General features: G+C 52.1%; 29 protein-coding genes. All 29 read left to right on the top strand.

Going from position 1 to position 22,880, the window contains the following annotated elements; all coding sequences use genetic code 11:
- Nucleotides 1-2: 2 nt before the first annotated feature.
- The 29 genes from G445_RS0102380 (at nucleotide 3) to G445_RS11635 (ending at nucleotide 22,862) form a co-directional block, all read left to right on the top strand.
- Nucleotides 3-572, top strand: coding sequence for a DUF2815 family protein (locus G445_RS0102380; RefSeq protein ID WP_022865972.1), 570 nt, complete (start codon nucleotides 3-5; stop codon nucleotides 570-572).
- A gap of 207 nt (nucleotides 573-779) precedes the next feature.
- Nucleotides 780-2,729 carry a DNA polymerase gene (locus G445_RS0102370; protein ID WP_022865970.1) on the top strand — a complete coding sequence of 650 codons (1,950 nt, stop codon included), beginning with the start codon at nucleotides 780-782 and terminating at the stop codon, nucleotides 2,727-2,729.
- Nucleotides 2,730-2,852: 123 nt separating this feature from the next.
- Nucleotides 2,853-3,641, top strand: a complete 789-nt coding sequence (locus tag G445_RS0102365) for a phage antirepressor (RefSeq protein ID WP_022865969.1) — start codon at nucleotides 2,853-2,855, stop codon at nucleotides 3,639-3,641.
- Nucleotides 3,638-4,042, top strand: coding sequence for a DUF7768 domain-containing protein (locus G445_RS0102360; RefSeq protein WP_022865968.1), 405 nt, complete (start codon nucleotides 3,638-3,640; stop codon nucleotides 4,040-4,042). Before G445_RS0102365 ends, G445_RS0102360 begins: the two co-directional genes overlap by 4 nt.
- Nucleotides 4,039-6,228 (top strand): phage/plasmid primase, P4 family, encoded by a 2,190-nt coding sequence (locus G445_RS09270; protein WP_022865967.1) that lies wholly within the window; start codon nucleotides 4,039-4,041, stop codon nucleotides 6,226-6,228. Before G445_RS0102360 ends, G445_RS09270 begins: the two co-directional genes overlap by 4 nt.
- A gap of 20 nt (nucleotides 6,229-6,248) precedes the next feature.
- Entirely contained in the window at nucleotides 6,249-6,503 is a 255-nt protein-coding gene (locus G445_RS0102350) for a YozE family protein (protein WP_156825526.1), read from the top strand.
- Between the two features lie 241 nt (nucleotides 6,504-6,744).
- A complete protein-coding gene (locus G445_RS0102345; protein ID WP_026420877.1) occupies nucleotides 6,745-7,026 on the top strand; it encodes a VRR-NUC domain-containing protein in 282 nt (93 codons plus the stop codon).
- Nucleotides 7,007-8,380: a DEAD/DEAH box helicase gene (locus G445_RS0102340; protein ID WP_022865964.1), complete on the top strand. Its 1,374-nt coding sequence runs from the start codon at nucleotides 7,007-7,009 to the stop codon at nucleotides 8,378-8,380. The genes G445_RS0102345 and G445_RS0102340 overlap by 20 nt, the downstream gene beginning before the upstream one ends.
- A gap of 104 nt (nucleotides 8,381-8,484) precedes the next feature.
- Nucleotides 8,485-8,967, top strand: a complete 483-nt coding sequence (locus G445_RS09265; RefSeq protein ID WP_022865963.1) for an RNA polymerase sigma factor sigma-70 region 4 domain-containing protein — start codon at nucleotides 8,485-8,487, stop codon at nucleotides 8,965-8,967.
- A 91-nt stretch (nucleotides 8,968-9,058) separates the two neighbouring features.
- Nucleotides 9,059-9,442 carry an HNH endonuclease gene (locus G445_RS0102330; protein WP_022865962.1) on the top strand — a complete coding sequence of 128 codons (384 nt, stop codon included), beginning with the start codon at nucleotides 9,059-9,061 and terminating at the stop codon, nucleotides 9,440-9,442.
- Nucleotides 9,443-9,577: 135 nt separating this feature from the next.
- Complete coding sequence (locus G445_RS0102325; RefSeq protein ID WP_022865961.1) at nucleotides 9,578-10,150, top strand: P27 family phage terminase small subunit; 573 nt, start codon at nucleotides 9,578-9,580, stop codon at nucleotides 10,148-10,150.
- An 11-nt stretch (nucleotides 10,151-10,161) separates the two neighbouring features.
- Nucleotides 10,162-10,947, top strand: a complete 786-nt coding sequence (locus G445_RS0102320) for an S-adenosylmethionine synthetase N-terminal domain-containing protein (RefSeq protein WP_022865960.1) — start codon at nucleotides 10,162-10,164, stop codon at nucleotides 10,945-10,947.
- Nucleotides 10,944-12,209: a site-specific DNA-methyltransferase gene (locus tag G445_RS0102315; protein ID WP_022865959.1), complete on the top strand. Its 1,266-nt coding sequence runs from the start codon at nucleotides 10,944-10,946 to the stop codon at nucleotides 12,207-12,209. Before G445_RS0102320 ends, G445_RS0102315 begins: the two co-directional genes overlap by 4 nt.
- Nucleotides 12,199-13,596 (top strand): DNA cytosine methyltransferase, encoded by a 1,398-nt coding sequence (locus G445_RS0102310; protein WP_022865958.1) that lies wholly within the window; start codon nucleotides 12,199-12,201, stop codon nucleotides 13,594-13,596. The genes G445_RS0102315 and G445_RS0102310 overlap by 11 nt, the downstream gene beginning before the upstream one ends.
- Before the next feature lie 64 nt (nucleotides 13,597-13,660).
- Nucleotides 13,661-14,314: a hypothetical protein gene (locus G445_RS0102305; RefSeq protein ID WP_022865957.1), complete on the top strand. Its 654-nt coding sequence runs from the start codon at nucleotides 13,661-13,663 to the stop codon at nucleotides 14,312-14,314.
- Nucleotides 14,311-14,535, top strand: coding sequence for a DUF4314 domain-containing protein (locus G445_RS0102300; RefSeq protein ID WP_022865956.1), 225 nt, complete (start codon nucleotides 14,311-14,313; stop codon nucleotides 14,533-14,535). The genes G445_RS0102305 and G445_RS0102300 overlap by 4 nt, the downstream gene beginning before the upstream one ends.
- A gap of 93 nt (nucleotides 14,536-14,628) precedes the next feature.
- Nucleotides 14,629-14,895, top strand: coding sequence for an Nmad4 family putative nucleotide modification protein (locus G445_RS0102295; protein ID WP_022865955.1), 267 nt, complete (start codon nucleotides 14,629-14,631; stop codon nucleotides 14,893-14,895).
- 98 nt (nucleotides 14,896-14,993) lie between these two features.
- Nucleotides 14,994-15,293: a hypothetical protein gene (locus G445_RS09260; RefSeq protein ID WP_022865954.1), complete on the top strand. Its 300-nt coding sequence runs from the start codon at nucleotides 14,994-14,996 to the stop codon at nucleotides 15,291-15,293.
- Nucleotides 15,294-15,416: 123 nt separating this feature from the next.
- Nucleotides 15,417-17,018 (top strand): terminase large subunit, encoded by a 1,602-nt coding sequence (locus G445_RS0102285; protein ID WP_022865953.1) that lies wholly within the window; start codon nucleotides 15,417-15,419, stop codon nucleotides 17,016-17,018.
- Nucleotides 17,019-17,087: 69 nt separating this feature from the next.
- A complete protein-coding gene (locus G445_RS09255; protein WP_022865952.1) occupies nucleotides 17,088-18,347 on the top strand; it encodes a phage portal protein in 1,260 nt (419 codons plus the stop codon).
- Nucleotides 18,344-19,114: a head maturation protease, ClpP-related gene (locus G445_RS0102275; RefSeq protein ID WP_022865951.1), complete on the top strand. Its 771-nt coding sequence runs from the start codon at nucleotides 18,344-18,346 to the stop codon at nucleotides 19,112-19,114. Before G445_RS09255 ends, G445_RS0102275 begins: the two co-directional genes overlap by 4 nt.
- 14 nt (nucleotides 19,115-19,128) lie before the next feature.
- Nucleotides 19,129-20,331 carry a phage major capsid protein gene (locus tag G445_RS0102270; protein ID WP_022865950.1) on the top strand — a complete coding sequence of 401 codons (1,203 nt, stop codon included), beginning with the start codon at nucleotides 19,129-19,131 and terminating at the stop codon, nucleotides 20,329-20,331.
- Nucleotides 20,332-20,425: 94 nt separating this feature from the next.
- Nucleotides 20,426-20,698: a head-tail connector protein gene (locus G445_RS0102265; protein WP_022865949.1), complete on the top strand. Its 273-nt coding sequence runs from the start codon at nucleotides 20,426-20,428 to the stop codon at nucleotides 20,696-20,698.
- Nucleotides 20,699-21,034, top strand: coding sequence for a phage head closure protein (locus G445_RS0102260; RefSeq protein WP_022865948.1), 336 nt, complete (start codon nucleotides 20,699-20,701; stop codon nucleotides 21,032-21,034). It begins immediately after the preceding gene.
- Nucleotides 21,031-21,414 (top strand): HK97 gp10 family phage protein, encoded by a 384-nt coding sequence (locus G445_RS0102255; protein WP_022865947.1) that lies wholly within the window; start codon nucleotides 21,031-21,033, stop codon nucleotides 21,412-21,414. The genes G445_RS0102260 and G445_RS0102255 overlap by 4 nt, the downstream gene beginning before the upstream one ends.
- Complete coding sequence (locus G445_RS0102250; protein ID WP_022865946.1) at nucleotides 21,407-21,730, top strand: hypothetical protein; 324 nt, start codon at nucleotides 21,407-21,409, stop codon at nucleotides 21,728-21,730. The genes G445_RS0102255 and G445_RS0102250 overlap by 8 nt, the downstream gene beginning before the upstream one ends.
- 3 nt (nucleotides 21,731-21,733) lie before the next feature.
- Nucleotides 21,734-22,330 (top strand): major tail protein, encoded by a 597-nt coding sequence (locus G445_RS0102245; protein ID WP_022865945.1) that lies wholly within the window; start codon nucleotides 21,734-21,736, stop codon nucleotides 22,328-22,330.
- Entirely contained in the window at nucleotides 22,327-22,701 is a 375-nt protein-coding gene (locus G445_RS0102240; protein ID WP_022865944.1) for a hypothetical protein, read from the top strand. The genes G445_RS0102245 and G445_RS0102240 overlap by 4 nt, the downstream gene beginning before the upstream one ends.
- A complete protein-coding gene (locus G445_RS11635; protein WP_022865943.1) occupies nucleotides 22,698-22,862 on the top strand; it encodes a hypothetical protein in 165 nt (54 codons plus the stop codon). The genes G445_RS0102240 and G445_RS11635 overlap by 4 nt, the downstream gene beginning before the upstream one ends.
- Nucleotides 22,863-22,880 lie beyond the last annotated feature (18 nt).

The following is a 22,880-nucleotide window of genomic DNA, read 5'->3' as shown; positions in this document are numbered from 1 at the left end:
TCATGAAAACCAATGCCTATAAGAACCCGATGAAAGTCATCACTGGACCAGATACCCGTTGGAGCTATGCCAATGTCTGGCAGCCCAAATCCATCAACGGCGGGACACCCAAATACTCGGTGTCCCTCATCATTCCCAAAAGCGATGTGGTCACGGTAAATAAGATCAAAGCCGCCATCGAGGCCGCTTATAAGGAAGGTGAAGCCAAGCTCAAAGGAAACGGTCGAAGCGTGCCGGCACTCTCTGTGATCAAAACACCGCTTCGGGATGGTGACGTGGAGCGCCCTGACGATGAAGCCTATGCGAATGCCTACTTCCTCAACGCCAACTCAGCGACCAAGCCCGGCATTGTGGATGCGGATCGAAACGACATCCTTGATAGCTCCGAGGTCTACTCCGGAGTTTACGGGCGCGCTTCAATCAACTTCTACGCCTTTAACTCCAATGGCAATAAGGGTATCGCTTGTGGGTTGAATAACCTGCAAAAGATCCGTGACGGTGAGCCGTTGGGTGGGCGCATGAGTGCAGCCGATGACTTTGCAACCGATGAGACGGACGACTTCCTCGGCTAAACCCAATAAGGAGAACGACCCATGACCTATCTGTTGGACTTTGCCACCCAGCTCATCTTGTCTTTGGCCGTCGGCTTTAGCTTCGGCGCAGCCTTTGCCAACGTACTGATCGCACGGCTGGACAAGAAAAACAAGTAACACCCTTAAACCTTGGAAGGGCAGGTCATCCATCATGGTGGCCTGCCTCTTTCTTTCTGGAGGAAACCCATGAAAACACTCTCTGTTGATTTAGAAACCTACTCCTCGGTCAATATCGGAAAATCTGGGGTCTATAAATACGCTGAAAGCCCTGACTTTGAGATTCTCCTGCTTGCTTACGCAGTTGATGGCGGAGCCGTTCAGGTCATCGATGTGGCACAAGGCGAAACCATCCCGCTTGAGATTCTTGATGCGCTTCGTGATGAGCGGGTCGTGAAATGGGCGTTTAACGCGAACTTCGAACGCATCTGCCTCTCCAGCTATCTCAAGCATCAAGGAATACTCGAAGATGGCTACCTTTCTCCTTCTTCTTGGCGCTGCTCCATGGTGTGGTCTGCTGTTATGGGCTTGCCGCTCTCCCTTGAAGGGGTTGGTGCGGTACTTGGTTTAGAGCAGCAAAAGCTCAAAGAAGGAAAAGACCTCATCCGCTACTTTTGCGCGCCGTGCACGCCGACGAAAGTCAATGGTGGGCGCACTCGAAACCTTCCTCACCATGCCCCTGATAAGTGGGAGCGATTCAAGGCCTATAACCTGCGTGACGTTGAGGTCGAACAAGCCATCCAAAACCGGCTTGCTAACTATCTCGTGCCAGATGTGATCTGGGAAGAATACGTCCTGGACCAGACCATCAATGACCGTGGTGTCGCGATTGACCTTGGTCTTGTCGATAAAGCTATTGAGATGGATGCTTGTTCTAAGACTGAGTTGATGGAACGAATGCGTGCCATCACGCAGCTCGATAACCCGAACTCGGTTACGCAGATGAAAGACTGGCTTGCCAAACACGGTATGCCGACCGATTCGCTTGGCAAAAAGCAGGTTGCTGCCCTCATTGAAACCGCACCGTCACGCTTGCGCGAAGCCTTAGAGCTTCGGCGGCAACTGGCGAAATCCAGCGTGAAGAAATACCAAGCCATGAAAGAAGCCGTCTGCAAAGATGGTCGAGCGCGCGGGTGTTTTCAGTTCTACGGAGCCAACCGCACCGGACGCTGGGCAGGCAGGCTCATCCAAATGCAAAACCTACCCCAAAACCACCTCACCGACCTCGGCGAAGCAAGAAACCTCGTGCTTTATGGCGACGTTACAGCCGTGAAACTTCTCTTTGGAGACGTGCCCGATACGCTTTCGCAACTGGTTCGTACTGCCTTTATCCCCAAAGAGGGACGCAAGCTCATCGTGGCGGACTTCTCCGCCATTGAAGCCCGTGTCATTGCCTGGCTGGCTGGTGAGACCTGGCGGCAAGAAGTCTTCGCAAAAGGCGGGGATATCTATTGTGCGTCGGCTTCGCAGATGTTTCGCGTGCCGGTTGAAAAACACGGGATTAATGCGCATCTTCGCCAAAAAGGAAAGATCGCAGAGCTCGCCCTCGGATATGGCGGCTCTGTTGGTGCGCTCAAAGCCATGGGCGCGTTAGAGATGGGACTTAGCGAAGAAGAACTCAAACCGCTTGTGACCGCATGGCGGGCTGCTAATACGAATATCACGCAGTTTTGGCGGGACGTGGACAAAGCCGTAATCGAAGCTGTGGGACAAAAAGCAATCCGTAAAACCCACGGACTGACCTTTCAATGCACCCACGGGATGCTCTTTGTCACGCTCCCGTCTGGAAGACGCTTGGCGTACGTGAAACCCAAGCTCGGAGAAAACCAATTCGGCGGCACATCGGTCACCTATGAGGGTGTCGGAGTGAATAAGCGATGGGAATGCATCGAATCGTATGGTCCGAAGTTTGTCGAAAACATCGTCCAAGCCACCGCCCGAGACCTGCTCGCTCATGCCATGCAAACGCTCAAGCACCAAGAGATCGTGATGCACATCCACGACGAAATCGTCATCGAAGCACCCACAAGCCTGTCCGTTGAAGAAATCTGCGAGCAAATGAGCCAAGCACCCACATGGGCAAAAGGCCTGCTGCTCAATGCCGATGGATACGAGTGTGCCTTCTATCAGAAAGAGTAAACAACCGAAGTTCGAAAAAATATTTTTGAGAAGTTTTCGTCCAAAACGCCTTCTTGTCTTCAGGGAGTGGTGGAGGGAGCAATCCAGCCTCCTCCAAATCCAATTTTTAAGGAGGCGTTACTCATGAAAGAAGTAACCAACTACCACCACCCTGAACTCGGAAGCATCCGAGTCACCACGATCAACGGAGAAGTCTTCTTCGTTGGCAAAGATGTCGCCGAGATCCTCGGCTACAGCAATCCCCGAAAAGCTCTCATCGACCACGTCGATAACGAGGACAAGGGGGTAACGATTTGTGACACCCTTGGTGGAGCGCAAGAGCTAACCGTGATCAACGAATCCGGCCTCTACGCACTGATTCTCTCGAGCCACATGCCGAAAGCCAGACAGTTCAAACGCTGGGTCACCGCTGAGGTACTGCCGTCAATCCGCAAGCACGGTTTGTATGCGACCGATGAGCTGCTCGAAAACCCGGACTTTTTGATTCGAGCACTTGAAGAGCTTAAGGCCGAGCGCGCTATTCGAAAAGAACTGGAAATGACTGCACTGATTCAAAGCCAGCAGATTGCCGAGTTACAGCCGAAGGCGAGTTATTGCGACATTGTGCTCAGCTGCCAAGATGCGGTCAACATTTCGGTGATTGCCAAAGATTATGGGATGAGTGCCAAGCGTATGAACCGGCTTTTGCATGAGCTGGGGATTCAGTTTAAGCAGGGCCGGATTTGGCTGTTGTACCAGCAGTATGCCGAGTGTGGCTACACCAAAACCTCCACGAGCACCTATCAAAACAGCTCTGGTCAAGAGTGCTCTGCGGTGCATACCAAATGGACGCAAAAAGGACGCCTCTTCCTCTACAACACCCTGAAAACCGCCGGTATCTACCCGAAGGTCGAACAGGAGGTGGGCGCATGAGTACCGATTATCGAAACAAAGAAGGCTACGCCGACCCCACCCCGTATGAAGCCATCTATAAAGAGCCGCGCTTCGGGTTTCACCCGGTGGTTTACATCGCTTCTGCCTATGCTGGCGACATTGAAAACAACGTCTCAGCTGCCCGCAGGTATGCGCGGTTTGCGGTGGATGAAGGCTGCATTCCGCTCGTACCGCACCTTTTGTTGCCGCAGTTTATGGATGAGAAAACCGAGCGTGCCAAGGCTTTGTTTTTCGCCCGCATCCTGATGGATCGCTGTATGGAGGTTTGGGTGTTTGGCCGGCCGAGTGAGGGCATGCGCCGCGAGATTGTTCACGCGAAAAAGCATCGCAAACTGATCCGTTACTTCACCGAGAACATGGAGGAGGTATCGAACGCATGAGGCTGAGTTACGCAAACGTGCAAGGCAAGAAAACAAACACCAGCTATCCCTTCATCGCCAAGATCACCTCAGCAGCAGATCTGGAACAAGTAGCCGCGTTTGATCACGTGTGCGCGATCTATCACGACGGCTACAACCAAAGGAAACGCTTCATCAAGGGCTACCGTTCCAACAAGACCTTTGCCGAGGCAGACTGTTTGCCCTTTGACTGTGACAACACACCGACCGATCCGCTCAGCAAAGACCTTGATGCCTCACACTGGAAAACCCCGAGCGATGTGGCAGCTGCCTATCCGGATGTCCGTTTTTATGTGGTGTATTCCAGAAACCACATGAAGGACAAAGACGGCCGCTCAGCCCGCCCGCGTTTTCACGTCTACTTTCCGCTTGCATCTACGGTTCGCTCCACCAAGGCCTATAACAGTTTGAAAAAGCAGGTGCGTGCGCTTTTTCCTGCCTTTGATGACAAAGCACTGGATGCGGCACGGTTTTTCTTCGGCGTGCCCAACCCGAAAGTCGAATACTTCGACGGGCACTTGTGTATTGATGAGTGGCTGAGCCAATCGAGCCGAGAAATCGTGCAGGGCGCGCGTAACTCCACCATGTCTCATTTCGCAGGTATCGTCTTGAAGAAATACGGCTGCGATGACAGTAAAGCCTTTGATGCATTCCTGCAGCGGGCGCAAAACTGCCAGCCACCGCTTGATCCAGACGAACTCGACAGTATTTGGACCAGTGCGCTGGGGTTTTATGAAAACACCATCAAGGCCGATAAGAACTATATTTCGCCCAGCGAATACAACTCGATGGAGTTCGAAGATGCCTTGATTCCTGCGGACTTCACCGATGTGGGACAAGCGAAATCTTTCTACGACTATATGGGAGATAAGATCCTTTATGTCAAAGGACTCGGCCTTCACTACTACACCGGTAAGTACTGGAAGTGCGAAGAACTCTTGGTGCAAAAAGCCTTGCAGCACTTCACCCATAAACAGTTGTGTCTGGCATGGAAGCTCAAAAACGATGCCGATAGTGACGAGGAACTCGAGAAAGCCGAAGCCTTCTACAAGTTCGTTTTAGGTAGGCGGAAATCCTCCAACATCAAAGCCACGCTCACCGAGCTAAAACCCATGGTGCAACAAGACCTCAAAGTCTTAAACGCCAACGGCTTTTTACTCAACACACCAGCCGGCACGGTAGATCTTGCCACGGGAAAACTACGTGCCCATGACCCGAAAGACTACTGCACCAAGATCACCAAGACCGCACCCGATGACGAGGGTATGGACGAGTGGCTGGCGTTTTTGGAGCGGTTTACCTGCTCAGATAAAGAACTCGAAGCCTATCTGCAACTAGAATCGGGCATGGAAAGTATCGGTGAGGTCTTTAACGAAAACCTCGTCGTGCAATACGGATCTGGTGGTAACGGGAAATCCACCTACAACAACGCAAAATTCATCGTGCTCGGAGACTATGCCGGCACCATCTCGGCAGAACTCTTAACGGTGCGCTCCGGTAAAAATAAGGGTGCTGAGTTGGCCGAAACCCACGGCAAACGACTGATCATTGCCGCCGAGCTACCCGAGGGAAAACGTCTCGATACCGCAGCTCTGAAAAACCTCGCCAGCACCGACCCGATTCGAGCGGAGAAAAAGTTCGAAGCACCCTATGAGTTTCTACCCACCCATACCACGGTGCTCTACACCAACCATCTGCCCAAAGTCGGCACCATCGACAAAGGCACCTGGGACCGTATCCTGGTCATCCCGCTGCGGGCGAACTTTCGTGGCATGAAAGGCGAAGTCAAAAACTACGCCAAAATCCTAGCAGACAGGTGTGGCGGTGCGATCTTGCAGTGGATGATTGACGGCGCGGCCAAATACATCCAATCCGGATACGAACTGACCCCACCTGCTTGTGTCAAACAGGCGATTGAGGAGTACCGAGAAGAAAACGACTGGATCGGAAACTTCCTCGCCGAACGCTGCGAACTCAATCCCACATCAACCGAGCAAGCAGGTGCGCTCTATGAGCACTACCGCGCCTACTGCGATGAATTCGGCGAATACAAACGCTCCAACACCGATTTCAAGCGTGCTCTCATCAGCCGAGGATTCGACTGCCGCCGAAACAAGAACGGCACCTTTTGGTTCGGACTCAAGCTCAAAGACAACGGCCTGTTTTAAGAAAGGATGAACAAATACCTATGAGTTTTTACACCTACATGCTGGAAAACTATCTCACCGCAAGTGGACCGAAACGCGACCTTGCATCTGACATGAAATCGGACTTCGAGACCTTTCCGAGAAACACCACCAAAAACCTCCAAGCCGCCCATGCACGCATCCTTGGCTATTTGCAATACCATCACGCCTGCCTGGCATGCCTTGAGGTGTTTGAAGAATGCTGGAGCGAATACGTCGATCATTGCTTAAGCCAGCGCGAAACCCCATCCGGATAACTGGTGAGACGGGCTTTTCGGGTGTTGAGCAAATGTTAAGCGAAAAACACCCGAAAACCCATTCGTATCAGGGGTTTTAGCCTCTCGGTGCTGATGGGTGTTGCCTATTTCTATATATCGCATAAAAGAAAATCATCACACCCTAAGTGAAGTGATGATGACCAAATATATAGACGTAAGTTTCACCCAACACCGCATAACACCCCAAGCAAAAATCACGAGTAACAAGGAGACCAAAACCATGGAAGAAAAACGAATCGAACAAGCCTTGACCAAAACCGTCAAAGCTCGTGGCGGATGGTGTTTAAAGTTCGTCAGCCCATCGATGAACGGGATGCCTGACCGGCTCTGCCTCTTCCCGGATGGAAAAGCCGGGTTTGTTGAGGTGAAAGCACCGGGCAGAAAACCAACCCCACTCCAACAGACCCGCCACAAACAACTGCGCACGTTAGGGTTTCGAGTTTTTGTGTTGGATGACATGAGTCAGATTGGAGGTGTGGTCAATGCGCTATCAGGCACATAAGTACCAGGCTTTCGCCACCTCGTTTATCGAAAACCATCCAGCCTCTGCCGTGCTACTCGATATGGGTCTCGGCAAAACCGTGATCACACTGACGGCGATCTTCAACCTGCTCTTCGACGCATTCCTCGTGCGCCGGGTCTTGGTAGTGGCTCCGCTTCGAGTGGCACGGGAAACCTGGCCGACGGAAGCAAAGAAATGGGATCACCTCTCACTTCTCACGATCAGTGTCGCCGTGGGTACAGCTCGTGAACGGCGTGCCGCAATACTCTCTGGTGCGGACGTTACGGTGATTAACCGAGAAAACCTCGTGTGGCTGATCGAAGAATCGGGCTTGCCGTTTGACTTCGACATGGTGGTCGTCGATGAGCTTTCGAGCTTTAAAAACCACAAGACCAAACGCTTCAAAGCCCTCATGAAAGCCAGACCTCACGTGCGCCGCATCGTTGGTCTTACCGGCACACCTGCTTCTAATGGGCTCATGGATTTGTGGGCAGAGTTCAAACTCTTAGACATGGGACATCGGTTGGGGAGGTTTATTTCCGGATACCGCGAACGCTACTTTTTGCCCGACGCTAGAAACGGACAAGTGATCTTTTCCTACAAACCAAAGCCGGATGCCGAGCGAGCCATCTATAAAGCGATCTCAGACATGACGATCTCGATGAAAGCAACCGATCACCTTGAGATGCCTGATCTTGTCAAAGCTGAGCGCGAAGTCCAGATGACAGATGACGAATCCAAAGACTACGAGAAGTTCAAGCGCGAACTGGTCTTGACCCTTGGTGATGATGAAATCACTGCTGCAAACGCAGCTGTGCTCACCTCGAAGCTCTCCCAGATGGCAAACGGTGCGATCTATACCGATGACGGACAAACCGTACACCTGCATGACCACAAACTCGACGTGTTAGAAGACATGGTTGAAGCCATGAACGGCAAACCCGTACTAGTGGCCTACTACTTCAAACACGACCTACATCGCATCGAAGCAAGGCTCAAAACCCTGAAAGTCACCTTCGCACGCCTGGACTCTGCAGCTTCGATCCGGGCGTGGAACAAGGGCGAACTCACGGTGGGTTTGCTGCACCCGGCATCAGCCGGACACGGACTGAACTTACAAGAAGGTGGATCCCACCTGATCTGGTTTTCACTGCTGTGGAGTTTAGAGCTTTACCAACAAACCAACGCTAGGCTATGGCGACAAGGACAACAAGATAGCACCGTTATCATCAGTCACATCCTGTGCAAAGACTCCATCGATGAGCGCATCTTGACCGTGCTGGAAGGAAAAACCAAAACCCAAGACGCACTGATCAACGCCGTGAAAGCCGAACTCAAACCCCGACAATCCTAGAGACAATCAACAGCCAATCAGAGTCAAACCAAGTCAACCAGAGTCAATCTCCGTCAATCCGAGGAAGCAACCACTAAAAAACTTTCACGGAGGAACAAACTCTTATGTTGACTGCAAAAGAATACCTGCGCCAAGCCTACCGGCTCGACCAACAGATCAACTTTTTCGTTACCGAAATCCAAAACTTAAGAGAACTCGCCACCAGCGTCTCGGCACTCCAATACGACCGAGACCAAATCCAGAAAACACCAAGCACCGAGCCACCTTTCATCAAAGCCTTAGAAAAGGTCTGGGACTTAGAAGAAAAGCTCGCCCACAAGCTCGACGACTTATGTGCGCTGAAAGAACAGATCGTGACGGTCATCGAACACGTTGAAAACCCCGATGAGCGACTGACCTTGTCGTATCGCTACCTGCAAGGTAGAACCTGGGAGGACATCGGCGAGGCATTGTACGTTGATGAGCGAACCGCTCGACGCTGGCACGGACGAGCACTCTTACATGTCGTGATGCCGGATGCCCCGATTGTTCTGCCAAACCGTCAAACTCGTCCCAAGATGTCCGAGAATGTCCGCCACCAGTTTTGATACTATATAATCAGCGATAAAACTAAAGACTAAGACCTCGCAAGCACACGTTCTTACGGGGTCTTTTTATGCCTGAAGAAAGGAGGCGGACATGCCAAGGAAACCTAAGACACCGTGTTCTTATCCGGGATGCCCGCGCCTTACCGAGGGCAGGTTTTGCGAAGAGCACTTGAAAAAATACAACCAAGACTACGAACGCTACGGCAGAGACAAGAATGCCAAACGCAAATATGGACGGGCATGGAAACGCATCCGCGACCGCTACATCACCGCACACCCACTGTGCGAGATCTGTCTGGAGCAAGGCAGATATACGAAAGCTACCGAGGTACACCACAAGGTGCCACTCTCGTGGGGTGGCAGGCACGATGAAGCAAACCTGCAGGCCCTATGCCACGAGTGTCATTCGAGAATCACTGCCCAGATGGGTGACAGGTGGCATAAACGCACACACACAGTCACTTTGGAAAAGTGACAAAACAGACCCCTAGGGGGCATCTTAATCTCTACCATGCGGCCCTCGGGGAACGGTGCCGGGGCCTCGCGTGTAAAAACGCGGATTCAAACACCCGATTAACCCCACCATGTCTACAGAAAGGAGGAAATACTCATGGCAAAAGACGGAACACACCGTGGCGGCAGGCGCAAACGCGCCGGAACAAAGCCAAAACCCTTAATCGATAAGATCGCCGAAGGCAAACCCGCCGAAGTGCTCGATCCCACCTTGCCCGATGTGACCCTCCTTGTGGGTTCTGACATTGGTGAGGGTGCGGATTTAGAGGGCGCAGATATGCCCGAGCCTTCTAAGTATTTGTCGGCGAAGCAAAAAGATGGCACACCGCTTGGTGCCGATGAGCTCTACCGCGAAACATGGGCTTGGCTGCATGAGCGAGGCTGCTCACATCTGGTATCTCCTCGGCTGATTGAGGCGTATGCACAAAACTTCGCCCGCTATATCCAGTGTGAAAACGCCATCTCGCACTTTGGCTTGCTCGGCAAACACCCTACTACGGGCGGGGTTGTGACCAGTCCGTTTGTGACGATGAGTCAGAGCTTTCAAAAGCAAGCCAATGTGCTGTGGTACGAGATTTTCGACATCGTCAAACAAAACTCCACCGTCTCTTACGACGGTCCAACACCAGCCGATGACCTGATGGAACGGCTTTTGCAAACCAAGAAATGAGGTGAACGCTTATGTTTGAAAAAGTAAATCCCGCTCATCCCGATAAAATCGCTGACCGCATCGCCGGTGCCATTGTAGATCTCGCCTATAAGGCTGAGACAGATCCGAAGATTGCGGTCGAAGTACTGATCGGGCACGGAAACTGTCATGTAATCATAGAAACCAACACACATATCAACACGGCAGAGATTGATGCCACAGTCAAGCGCATTGCTGGGAATGTGTCTGTACATGTCGAGCAGGTCGCACAAGATGTGTATCTCTCAGCCAATCAAGCAGACGAGTTTCGCTGCGGTGATAACGGCATCTTCACCGGTGTTCCAGTGAATACTGAGGAAGAAAAACTCGCCCGTATTGCCCGTGACCTCTACGCCGCCTATCCCAGTGACGGCAAACACATCCTCGATGGCGATCAGCTGATTATTTGCCAATCCTGCGCCAACACAGAAAAACTTCGCTCGGATTTTCCCAGCGCGGTTGTGAACCCGCTGGGTGACTGGACCGGTGGCACGGACGTGGATACCGGAGCGACCAATCGAAAACTCGGCTCAGATATGGGACGCGCCGTAACCGGTGGTGGTTTGCATGGCAAAGACCTCTCCAAGGCTGATGTGTCGGTCAACATCTACGCACATCTCAAAGCGCAAGAGACCGGTGAAGTGCAACGATTTTGTTGCGCGATTGGAGATACCAAGGTTGATGGCAAGCCTTACGGCGAGATTGTTGCGATTGCCCGCGATTACATCAACCGTCTGGGTGGGTTTGAGCAGTTTGCTAAATGGGGGTTGATTCGATGAACACGACCAAAGACATGCAACTGATCCCCATTTCCGAGTTGGTTCCGTATGTGAATAACGCCCGCACGCATTCGCCGGAGCAGGTTTTGAAACTGCGTGCTTCGCTTCGGGAATTCGGCTTTGTCTCGCCGGTCATCATCGACAAGGACAAAAGCATCCTCGTCGGTCATGGACGTGTACAAGCCGCCAAAGAAGAAGGCATCTGCCAGGTGCCCTGCGTGATCGCGGACTATCTCACTGATGCGCAAAAGAAAGCCTATATTCTTGCAGATAACCGTCTCGCGCTTGATGCGGGCTGGGACGAAGAGCTGCTGCGTATTGAGATTGAAGCTCTGCAAGGTGCCGATTTTGACCTGTCGCTCATGGGTTTTGATGATGCTGAGCTTTCTGCTTTGTTCGACCTTGGTACAGAAGCCACGGATGATGGTTTCGATGAAGCTGAGGAGCTTGAAAAGCCTGCTATTACCAGAAACGGTGATGTGTGGCAGATCGGTAAACACAAGGTCATCTGCGCAGATTCCACGCTGCCCGAGACCTACCAGACTCTGCTTGGGGATATAAAGGTGAATCTGGTGTGTACCGACGCGCCCTATTTCGTAAATCTTGAGTCCGCATCGGGCAAGATTAGAAACGACGACCTTGATGACAAACAAGCCTACGAGTTCTTGATGAAGGTCTTCGCCTGCTTCAAACAGGCAATGGCTAAAGATGCGTCGATTTACGAGTTTTATGCTACCAGCAAATCGCGAATCTTTTTGGATGCCTTTGAAGATGCCGGCTTCAAGCTCGGAGCAGGCCTTATTTGGCGTAAAGAGCGCGCACCCTTGATGCGCACCGACTGGAAGTTCAACTTTGAGCCGATCCTTTTTGGTTGGCGAAAAGACGGCAAACACAACTGGTATGGAGACCAAAAACAAAAAGCCTGCTTCGACTTCGACGGCATCAAAAACTCGAAAACAGACGGTCACGGGCATCCTTCCAGCAAACCCGTACCCTTGATCGCGCACTTGATTAAACAATCCACTCAAACCAACGCACTCGTCCTCGATGGCTTTCTTGGCTCTGCCTCCACGCTGATTGCATGCGAACAACTCGGGCGCATCTGCTATGGCATTGAGCTGGAGCCCAAATATGTCGATGTGGCCTGCGCTAGGTTTGCCGAGTTTGCTGGCAGCACGGAAAACATCACCTGCACCCGTGACGGCAAGACTTATACCTACTCTGAGCTGCTCGCGAAGCGAGGTGAAACCTATGACGAATAAGCCTTTGACTTTGGGTTCGCTCTTTGACGGTTCTGGCGGGTTTCCTTTAGCCGCTTTGCAGCTAGGGATGCGCCCGGTGTGGGCGTGCGAGATCGAACCCTTTGCGATCCGCGTGACCACGAAAAAACTCCCGCAGGTCGCGCACTTCGGCGACATCCAAACCGTCTCAGGAAAGACTCTGCCGCCGGTGGATATCGTGACCTTTGGCTCTCCCTGCCAAGACCTCTCCATTGCCGGTAGGCGTGAAGGCATTCAAGGCACGCGCTCAAACCTGTTTTACGAAGCCATCCGCATTATTAAAGAAATGAGGTGTGAAACTGATGGACAATACCCCAAATATGCCGTGTGGGAAAACGTGCCGGGAGCTTTCTCTTCCAACAAAGGCCAAGACTTCGCCTCGGTCCTTGAAGCGTTCTGCCAGCTTAAAGGATATTCGCTTCCAGAAACTCGACCTGACAAGTGGCACAGTGCCGGTGAGATCGTGGCAGATGATTTCTCGCTCGGATGGCGGGTACTTGATGCGCAATACTTCGGAGTACCCCAACGACGCAAACGAATCTTCCTTGTCGCAGATCTTACAAGCCCACGTGCCGGAAGAATACTATTTGAGTCCCAGAGCCTGCCAAGGCATCCTCAACCGAGCAGCGAACAAAGACAAACTGCTCCCTCAAATCTTGGAGCACGCACTGATCCGACAAGCAGGTACGTGTTAAACGACCAAGGCGGGGCGGTCATGCACGTGACAGAAAACCAAACGGGCACACTACGGGCAGAAACACATGGACATGTGCCACTTGTCTTTGACAACCACGCACAAGATGCCCGCTACACCGGTCCCTTTGAAACCAACCCGACCATTACCTCACGTTACGGTACTGGTGGAAACAACCAGCCACTGGTCATGAACCAACTGCCAAAAGCGTATGCGATCGCGGGCAAACACAAACGATCCATGTTCACGGGCACCGAAAACGACGAAGCCACCACAACTACCTCACGCACCATCGATACCAAAGGCGGCGATCCGTGCTGTAATCAAGGTGGGATGGCTGTGCTCTGTAAAACCCCATCTACACCGTCTGCCTATGCGGTTCGAAGGTTGACACCTATCGAGTGTGCTCGCTTACAGGGCTTTCCCGATGACTGGTGCGAGAACCTCGCTGAGGAAAACCCTAGTGACTTTCAGATCGCCTTTTGGAAACAGGCCTTTGAGATCTATGCCAAACAATCCGCCAAACCCCGAAAACCAAAAACCGAGCGACAAGTGCGCACGTGGCTGAAAAAACCGTACTCCGATACCGCAGCCTACAAGCTGTGGGGAAACGGCGTAGCACTGCCATGCGTGCGCTACGTACTGGGAGCGATTCTAACGCAGCATCAAAAATAAAACTTGCTATTCCTCCCACACAGAGTGATGTATAGACATACCACAAGGTAAGGAGGAAAAACCAATGTTCACCAGAGAATATGGACTCACCGGCTCAGAGCGCAGACCACTGGTTCGCGTGATAGAAAAAGCCCTCGGAGTCAAAGCTCATTGTACGAGAAAACCAGACTTTTGCTACCACTTCACCGACGGCATCCGGCTGGATAACCACGGGGTGCTCACCATTGAAGATCCGCACGCAAACCGAAAACTTCTCGACGCACTGGATTCGGCAGGATATCCAACCGGGGTTGAAAAACGAGTCGAGATGTCGATTTCCATTCCCAAAGACGGATTCGGGGAAGCGGAGCTTGAGCGGCTGCATCAGATCATTGCGTCGAAAACAACGGTGATTCAAAAAGCACTGGGAATAGACGTACTGCCCATTGAGGTCGGCGAAGACACGATCAGCTTTCCGTGGTTTCCCATTACACCTGCCGCGCGGGATCTCGAAGCCTACATCCAGCTGATTGCACTCATTGCTAAGCTCGCCAAACACTCCGAGCGGATCCTTGCCAAAGACCACGAGGTGGAAAACGAACGCTACTACTTCCGCTGTTTTCTGCTGCGCCTTGGCATGATCGGTCCCGAATATAAAGAAATCCGCAAAATCCTGCTTCGAAACCTCGAGGGATCCTGTGCGTTTAAGTACTACAAACGAAGAGAGGGCGAAGCATGAGAACCCCAACCAGAAAGGAACGAGAACGCATCGAACAAGCCTATCCGATTGGTTCTGTCGTGGAACTGGTTGAGATGAACGACCCGCACGCACCAAGGGTGGGAACGAAAGGTCGGGTGCTTGGCATCGATGACATTGGCTCGCTCTTAGTAGCGTGGGAAAACGGATCGCATCTTCACGTTTTATGGAACATTGACCGGGTAAAAATTGTCGAAAAATAAGGCGAAATACCTGCTCAAACCGCTTGCTATTCTCCTCAAACAGAGTGATATATAGACACACAAGAACAGACGAACCCAAGGAGGAAAACAGTCATGAAAACCACGATTGAACACCTGCAGGAACAAAGCGAAGTCCTCTTCGACGAAAACACCGTGATCGCCATCCGCTACCGCTACTACAACAGAGAAAACGAAGGCTACCAAGCAGAAATCTACAGCTTTGCTGAAGAGCCCTACGGAAGCATGTGGAGCAGTGATTGCCGAGACCGCATCGAGTGCGAACTCCGCCTTGAAAAATGCTGCGACGAGTACTTCAAAACGAATCTGGAAACCATGCGCTGGGCGATGAAAAACGCCTAAAAATACCCCAAAATAGCTGCAGAAATGACTTGCTATTCTCCTCGAACAGAGTGATATATAGACACACAAGGAAAGCAAACCCAAGGAGGAAAACAAGCATGAAAACCAGCGAAACGAAAACCCTGATCACCTCGATTTTGAACATCCCAAAAGACGCGGCACCCCACGGTGACATTCAAGCCGAAGCCGGCATCGACTTTGAAACCCTCGAAGCCTTAGCAAACGAGCTGGGAGCCGAAAAACTGGCGGTTAAAACCATGAACCGCTTCGGATGGCACTTCACCAAAGCAGACGAGATCATCGCCCTGGCCAAGAAGCGCAACTTGGAAGATCCGAGCTACCGCATCGCCCAAGACATCATGGACACCGAAGCGAGCTTTTTGGCCGAATTCAACTAAGACAAACCGCAACCCCAAACAGCAACGAGCCGAACCAAAGCGGCTCTTGCTCTCGTAGAAGAAACCAGATCGCAAGGCGCGGTCTTTTTTTGTGCCCAAATTTAGAAAGGAGGCAACCTAGGCATGCGTAAACTCAAAACCTACCAACCCACCCAATTTATGGCGAAAAGCTCCCACTACGATAAGCGCAAGGCTGATTATGCGGTTGCCTTCATCGAGTGCCTGCGGCACACCAAAGGTACGTGGGCAGGCAAACCCTTTGAACTCATTGACTGGCAAGAACAAATCATCCGCGACCTCTTTGGCATCGTCAAAGAAAACGGATACCGCCAGTTCAACACCGCCTACATTGAGATCCCCAAAAAGATGGGCAAAAGTGAGCTTGCCGCCGCTGTGGCCTTGTTGCTTTGTTGTGCTGATGGTGAGCAGCGTGCCGAAGTCTATGGATGTGCAGCTGACCGCCAACAAGCCTCCATTGTTTTTGAGGTTGCAGCCGACATGGTGCGCATGTGCCCGGCTCTATCCAAACGGGTGAAGATTCTCGCTTCCACCAAAAGGATCGTGTTCACGCCCACCAACAGCTTCTATCAAGTTCTAAGTGCTGAAGCCTATTCCAAGCATGGCTTTAACATTCATGGCGTGGTCTTTGATGAGCTACACACCCAGCCCAACCGAAAACTCTTTGATGTCATGACCAAAGGATCTGGTGATGCCCGTGCTCAGCCCCTTTATTTCCTTATTACTACGGCTGGCACGGATACGCATTCGATCTGTTATGAGACGCATCAAAAAGCCAAAGACATCCTAGAAGGCAGAAAAATCGACCCTACCTTCTATCCCGTAATCTTCGGCGCAGACGAAAACGATGACTGGACTGATCCAGCCACATGGAAGAAAGCCAACCCCTCACTCGGCATCACTGTCGGCATCGATAAGGTCAAAGCAGCCTGTGAATCCGCTCGGCAAAACCCAGCCGAAGAAAACACCTTCCGGCAACTCCGCTTAAACCAGTGGGTCAAACAATCCGTGCGCTGGATGCCACTGGAGGTCTGGGACAAAAACGCGTGCCCTGTTGATCTTGAGGATTTGGAAGGACGGGTTTGCTACGGCGGTCTCGACCTATCGTCGACCACTGACATCACCGCTTTTGTTCTCGTATTCCCACCGGTAGGCGATGATGACCCATACGTGATTGCGCCGTGGTTTTGGATTCCCGAAGACAACCTCGAACTGCGAGTTGCTCGTGACCATGTGCCGTATGACGTGTGGGAAAAACAAGGCTTTCTCAATACCACTGAAGGAAATGTCGTCCACTACGGTTACATCGAAGCCTTCATCGAAAACCTCGGCACACGTTTCAACATCCGAGAGATCGCCTTTGACCGGTGGGGAGCCGTTCAGATGGTGCAAAACCTCGAAGGCATGGGTTTTACCGTCGTGCCTTTCGGGCAAGGGTTTAAAGACATGAGTCCGCCGACCAAAGAGCTCATGAAACTCGCCCTCGAAGCCAAGCTGGCCCATGGTGGACACCCGGTGCTTCGCTGGATGATGGACAACATCTACATCCGCCAAGACCCCGCCGGAAACATCAAATGTGACAAGTCAAAATCCACGGAGAAAATCGACGGTGCTATCGCTACCATCATGGCGCTCGACCGAGCCATCCGCTGTGGCAACGACACCTCCGAGTCGGTTTACGATTCGCGAGGACTTTTGCTTCTTTAACACCGAAGCACTTCACGTTTGTGGGGTGCTTTTTTCATGCCCAAATACCAGGAAGGAGGTTTATTTTCTATGGGGTTTTGGTCTTCACTTTTTCATTACCGTGACAAGCCGCAAAATGCCACCCAAGGCAGTGGGTATCGGTTTTTCCTTGGCGCGACCACGTCAGGCAAAGCTGTAACTGAACGCTCTGCGATGCAGATGACGGCAGTGTATTCGTGCGTGCGAATCTTAGCCGAGGCGATTGCAGGTCTACCGCTGCATCTGTTGGATGAGTCTGATGGCACAGCGAAACGCAAAGCCACCGAACACCCGCTGTATCGGGTGCTTCACGATGAGCCGAATAGCGAGATGACGAGCTTTATCTTCCGTGAAACCCTCATGACACATCTGCTTTTGTGGGGAAACGCCTACGCACAGATCATTCGAAATGGCCGTGGCGAAGTTGTAGGGCTTTATCCGTTGATGCCGTCTCGGATGAGCGTGGACAGAGATGAGCGAAAGCAGCTGGTCTATCAGTATCTGGTGGGTACCGATGAGCCGAACGTGAAAAACGGCGGTCTGGTCACCCTAACCTCGCGTGATGTGCTCCATATTCCCGGTCTGGGCTTTGATGGTCTGGTTGGGTATTCACCGATTGCGATGGCGAAAAACGCGATCGGCATGGCAATTGCCTGTGAGGAATACGGTGCGACCTTTTTCGCTAATGGTGCTGCTCCCGGTGGTGTGTTAGAGCATCCGGGGATCATTAAAGATCCAGAACGGGTGCGCGCCTCGTGGAATGCGACCTTTGGTGGTGCTGCGAACGCAAACAAGATCGCAGTACTCGAAGAAGGCATGCGCTATACACCGATCTCGATTAGTCCGGAGCAAGCGCAGTTTTTAGAGACCCGCAAGTTTCAGCTTGATGAGATTGCCCGTATTTTCCGTATCCCGCCACACATGGTCGGTGACCTCGATAAATCTTCGTTTTCCAATATTGAGCAGCAGTCGCTCGAGTTTGTGAAATACACGCTCGATCCGTGGGTGGTGCGCTGGGAGCAAGCCTTACAAAGAGCCCTTCTAACCGATAAGGAAAAGGCACATCTGACGATTCATTTCAATGTCGACGGGTTGCTTCGAGGCGACTATGAGTCACGCATGAACGGCTATGCCACCGCCCGGCAAAACGGCTGGATGAGTGCAAACGACATCCGTGCGCTGGAAAACCTCGACCGTATCCCTGAGGAGGAAGGCGGTGATTTGTATTTGATTAACGGCAACATGACCAAACTCAAAGATGCCGGACTATTCGCCGGCAACCAACCTTTGGAAGGAGGAGAAACGATTTGAGTAAACGATTTTGGAACTGGAAACAATACCCAACAAATGCCGATGAGCGTCCGTGTGAGCGGACGCTTTATTTATGCGGCACGATTGCCGAAGAGACCTGGTTTGATGACGAGGTAACACCTGCCATCTTCAAAGAAGAGCTCACCGCCAGCACGGGTGATATTACGGTGTGGATTAACTCACCGGGTGGCGACTGTATCGCTGCGGCACAGATTTACAACATGCTGATGGAATACCCCGGTCAAGTGACCATCAAGATTGATGGGATTGCCGCTTCTGCTGCATCTGTGATTGCAATGGCCGGCACCACCGTGTTGATGAGTCCGGTAGCAACCATCATGATCCATAACCCGATCACGAGCGTGTATGGAGACACGCAAGAAATGCGTCGGGCTGCCCAAATGCTCTCTGAGGTCAAAGAATCCATCATCAACGCCTACGAGATCAAAACCGGCATGAACCGCCGAGAACTCGCCAAGCTGATGGATGCCGAGACATGGATGAACGCCCACAAAGCAAAAGAACTCGGCTTTATCGATGCAATCTTAGAGCCGAGCAAGATTACCCCCGAAGACATGGCCGCGATTTCGAATCCGGCAACCGCCATGTTCGACCGCAAAAAGGTCGTGAACTGTTTGCACGAGAAGCTGGCGAAAGCCTGCCACATCAACACTGCGAAGGCGAAACCTACCGAAGAAGACACCAACTCGCCTAAGCATTTGGCAGATGAAATCTTAAAACGTCTGTCGATTTACGAAACCCTGTAAGGAGGAAAACACTTATGAATATTATGGAACTGAATCAAAAGCGTCAGGCCGCGGTCGATGCCGCTAAGCTCTTTGTTGCGTCTCATCGAAACGAACACGGTGTGCTGTCGGATGAGGATAACGCCATCTGGGAAAAGATGGACAAAGAAATCCAAGACTACTCCCGTGAGATCAAGCGCATGACCCGTGAAGCGCAAATGGATGAGGAACTCAAAGCACCGGTCAATCAACCGCTGGTCTCCAAACCCGCCACCGCTACTGCCACTATGGACAAGACGGAAAAACCGAAGAGTTTTCGAGCCAAGGCCGAATATAAGCAGGCGATGTTGGATGCGTTGCGGTCGAACTTCACGCGCATTTCCAATGTGCTGCAAGAAGGCGTGGATGCTGATGGTGGCTATCTGGTGCCTGAAGAGTACGATCAGACGCTGTTCAAAAGTCTGCAAGAAGAAAACATTGTTCGCCAGCTTGCCCGCAAGGTGAACACCAGTGCCGTGCATAAGATCAATATCGCTACAACCACTCCGGCAGCGGCATGGATTGACGAAGGCGGCGCATTAGAGTTCAAGGATGCCAAGTTCGACCAGGTTCTGCTCGATGCCCACAAGCTCTATGTTGCCGTGAAGGTGACCGAAGAGCTCCTCTATGATTCAGCTTTCGATCTGGAATCCTATCTCATGACCAGCTTTGCAAAAGCACTGGCAAATGCTGAGGAAGATGCCTTCTTGAACGGTACGGGAACCGGTCAGCCTTTGGGCTTGTTTGCTGACAAAGGCGGCGGCGAGGTCTTTAAGAAACTCACAGCCGAGATCAAGGGCGATGACGTGTTGGATTTGACCTATGGGCTGAAGCGCCCGTACCGCAAAAACGCGGCGTTCATCATGAACGATGCCACCATTGCCACCATCCGCAAGTTCAAAGACGGAAATGGCAACTTCATGTGGCAGCCGTCCTATCAGGTCGGAGAGCCCGACACACTGCTTGGGTATCCGATTCACACCTCTGCCTTTGCCCCCGAAGACAAGATCGCTTTCGGAGACTTCTCCTACTACAACATCGGTGACCGTGGTACGCGCTCCTTTGCGCAGCTGCGTGAACTTTATGCCGGTAACGGCATGATTGGCTTTGTGGCTAAAGAGCGTGTGGACGGCAAGCTCATCTTGCCTGAAGCCGTACAAATCCTGCAGCTCAAAGGCACGACTCCCGCTGCTCGCTAACCGATAGAAAACCCCTGATGCTAGGAAGGGTGGCTCTCCTCATAGGGAGTCACTCTTCCTGCGTTTACGCCAGGGAAAGGAGGAATGAAGCTACATGTGGACACTCGAGGAAGTCAAAACCTACCTACGCGTGGATTTTTCCGATGACGACGCACTCATCCAAACCCTGATGGACTCGGCGTTGCGGTTTGTGAAAAACGTGGCACGCATCGAAACCGATGCGGAGCTTACTGCTTTTACTGATGCGAAGGCAGCACTGCTATACACCGTCGCTTACCTCTATGAACACCGAGAACAAGCCGATCACCGCGAGCTTGCCTTAACGCTTCGCGCCCTTCTTTTCGGTCAACGTCAGGAGGCGTTCTAAATGGATATTGCACTACTCAATACGCGGGTGACCTTCCAAAAACGCAGTGTGGCATCGGATGCGATTGGCAACCAGATCGAACACTGGACAGATGCGTATACCTGCGCGGCCACCATCTCTGGTGAGGGCGGAGACGAGGTGATGGCAGCTGGAGCCGAACGCGATCGGCACGCCATGAACGTGACGGTGCGCTGGTGCAGGCAAGCCGCCAATGTGAATCCAAGTGACTATCGGATCATCTTTGACGGGGGCGTGTTTGATATCGAGCGGATCGATCACCTCTCGTTTAAGAAACGCGCCATCAAATTCTTCTGCACCAAGGAGCGTGTCTCATGAGCCGGCGCGTCAAAATCGAGGATCTCAGCGAGGCAGTCATGCAAGAACTGAACGCCTATGCCAAGACAACCTCTGAGGGCATGAAGAAAGCTGTCACCAAAGCCGGTGCGACCGTGAGAAAAGAAATCCAAGCGACAGCGCCTATGCGTTCAGGCGCATACAAGAAAAGCTGGTCGGTCAAAAAAGTGAGCGAAAACGCCAACAGCCTACAGGTGACCGTCCATTCGAGGAATCGCTACCAGCTCGCACACTTACTGGAACATGGGCATGCGAAACGAAATGGTGGGCGCACCAAAGCCATGCCGCATATCGCACCGGCTGAAAGTCTAGGCGAAGAACAGCTCTTGGCTGAGCTAGAAAGGATGATCCGAGATGGATGAACTACTCACGCTCTTAAAGCAAATCGGGTTGCCTTATGCCTATGACCATTTCGCACCCGGACAAGCACCTGCTCCACCGTTTCTGTGTTACCTCAAACCCGAAACCCACAACTTCGCAGCCGACGGCATCGTCTACCTAAGCGTTGAGGTGGTACACGTGGAGCTTTACACCGACTACAAAAACCCCGCCATCGAAAAGCGCATGGAAACCGTGCTTCGTGAGGCGGGGATCTTTTTTGACAAAACCGAAGTCTATATCGAATCCGAGCACCTCTTTGAAGTGCTCTATTCCTTTGAATGGAAAGGAGAACCATAAACCATGGCAGATGTAAAAGGAAACAAGGTCAAATACAACATCAAAAACGTCTATGCCGCCAAGATGACCGAAACCATCAAAGACGGCGTATCCACCTTCACCTACGCCGAGCCTAAAGCGGTCCCCGGCGCAGTCTCACTCTCACTCGATGCAGAAGGCGAATCCTCACCGTTTTACGCTGACGGCATCGTGTATTTCCGTACCGTCACCAACAACGGATATTCAGGCGAGCTGGAAATTGCGCTCATCCCGGAGTGGTTTCGCACCGAAATCTTGCAAGAAACTCTGGATGCGAAAGGCGTGCTGGTTGAAAACTCTTTGACAGCAGAATCGGTCAAGTTTGCGCTGCTCTTTGAGTTTGACGGGGATGTAAAAGCTATCCGTCACGCGCTCTACAACTGCACCGCCAGCCGCCCGTCTATTGAGTCTCAAACCAAAGAAGACACGATTGAACCCGGCACCGAAACCCTCTCACTGACGGCTGATCCGCGCGCAGATGGTCTGGTAAAAGCCAAGACCGGAGACACCACGGATAAAACCACCTACGACAACTGGTACAAGACCATTTATGTCCCGACCCAGAAAGGAGCCAGTGCATGATTGAGAAAACCATCACCGTATCAGGCAAACCCGTCGCGTTTCGCTCTTCGGCTGCAATCCCCAGATTGTATCGGGCAAAGTTCGGCCGTGACATCTTCAAAGACCTCTCCAAGCTCGAAAAAGCCTACAGCCACGCCACAAGCGAAGACGGAGGATTTCCGATTGAGGATCTCGAGATTTTTGAAAACGTCGCCTACGTCATGGCCTTCCATGCCGACAACACAATCCCGAAAACCATCGAAGCATGGCTCGATGAGTTCGAGATGTTTTCCATCTATCAAGTGCTACCCGAGATTCTTGCCTTGTGGGGCGAGAACCTGAAAACCGAGGTGACATCAAAAAAAGACAAGCGGCCACAAGCCGCCAAATGACCACCGCACTCCTGCTCCTTCGTGCCTGCCAGATCGGGGTACCCATTGGTGACATGCACCTAATCTCAATCGGGCTGCTGCTCGATATGTGGACGGAGAAAACCAACGACACAGCCACCTATGAGCGCATTGCCACCCAAGAAGACTTTGACCGCTTCTAAGCCACCACACGGGTGGCT

This window comes from Actinotignum urinale DSM 15805, assembly GCF_000420445.1.
GTDB lineage: Bacteria > Actinomycetota > Actinomycetes > Actinomycetales > Actinomycetaceae > Actinotignum > Actinotignum urinale.
The sequence above is the reverse complement of the archived record's forward strand: the minus strand, read 5'-3'. Positions and strand labels throughout refer to the sequence as shown.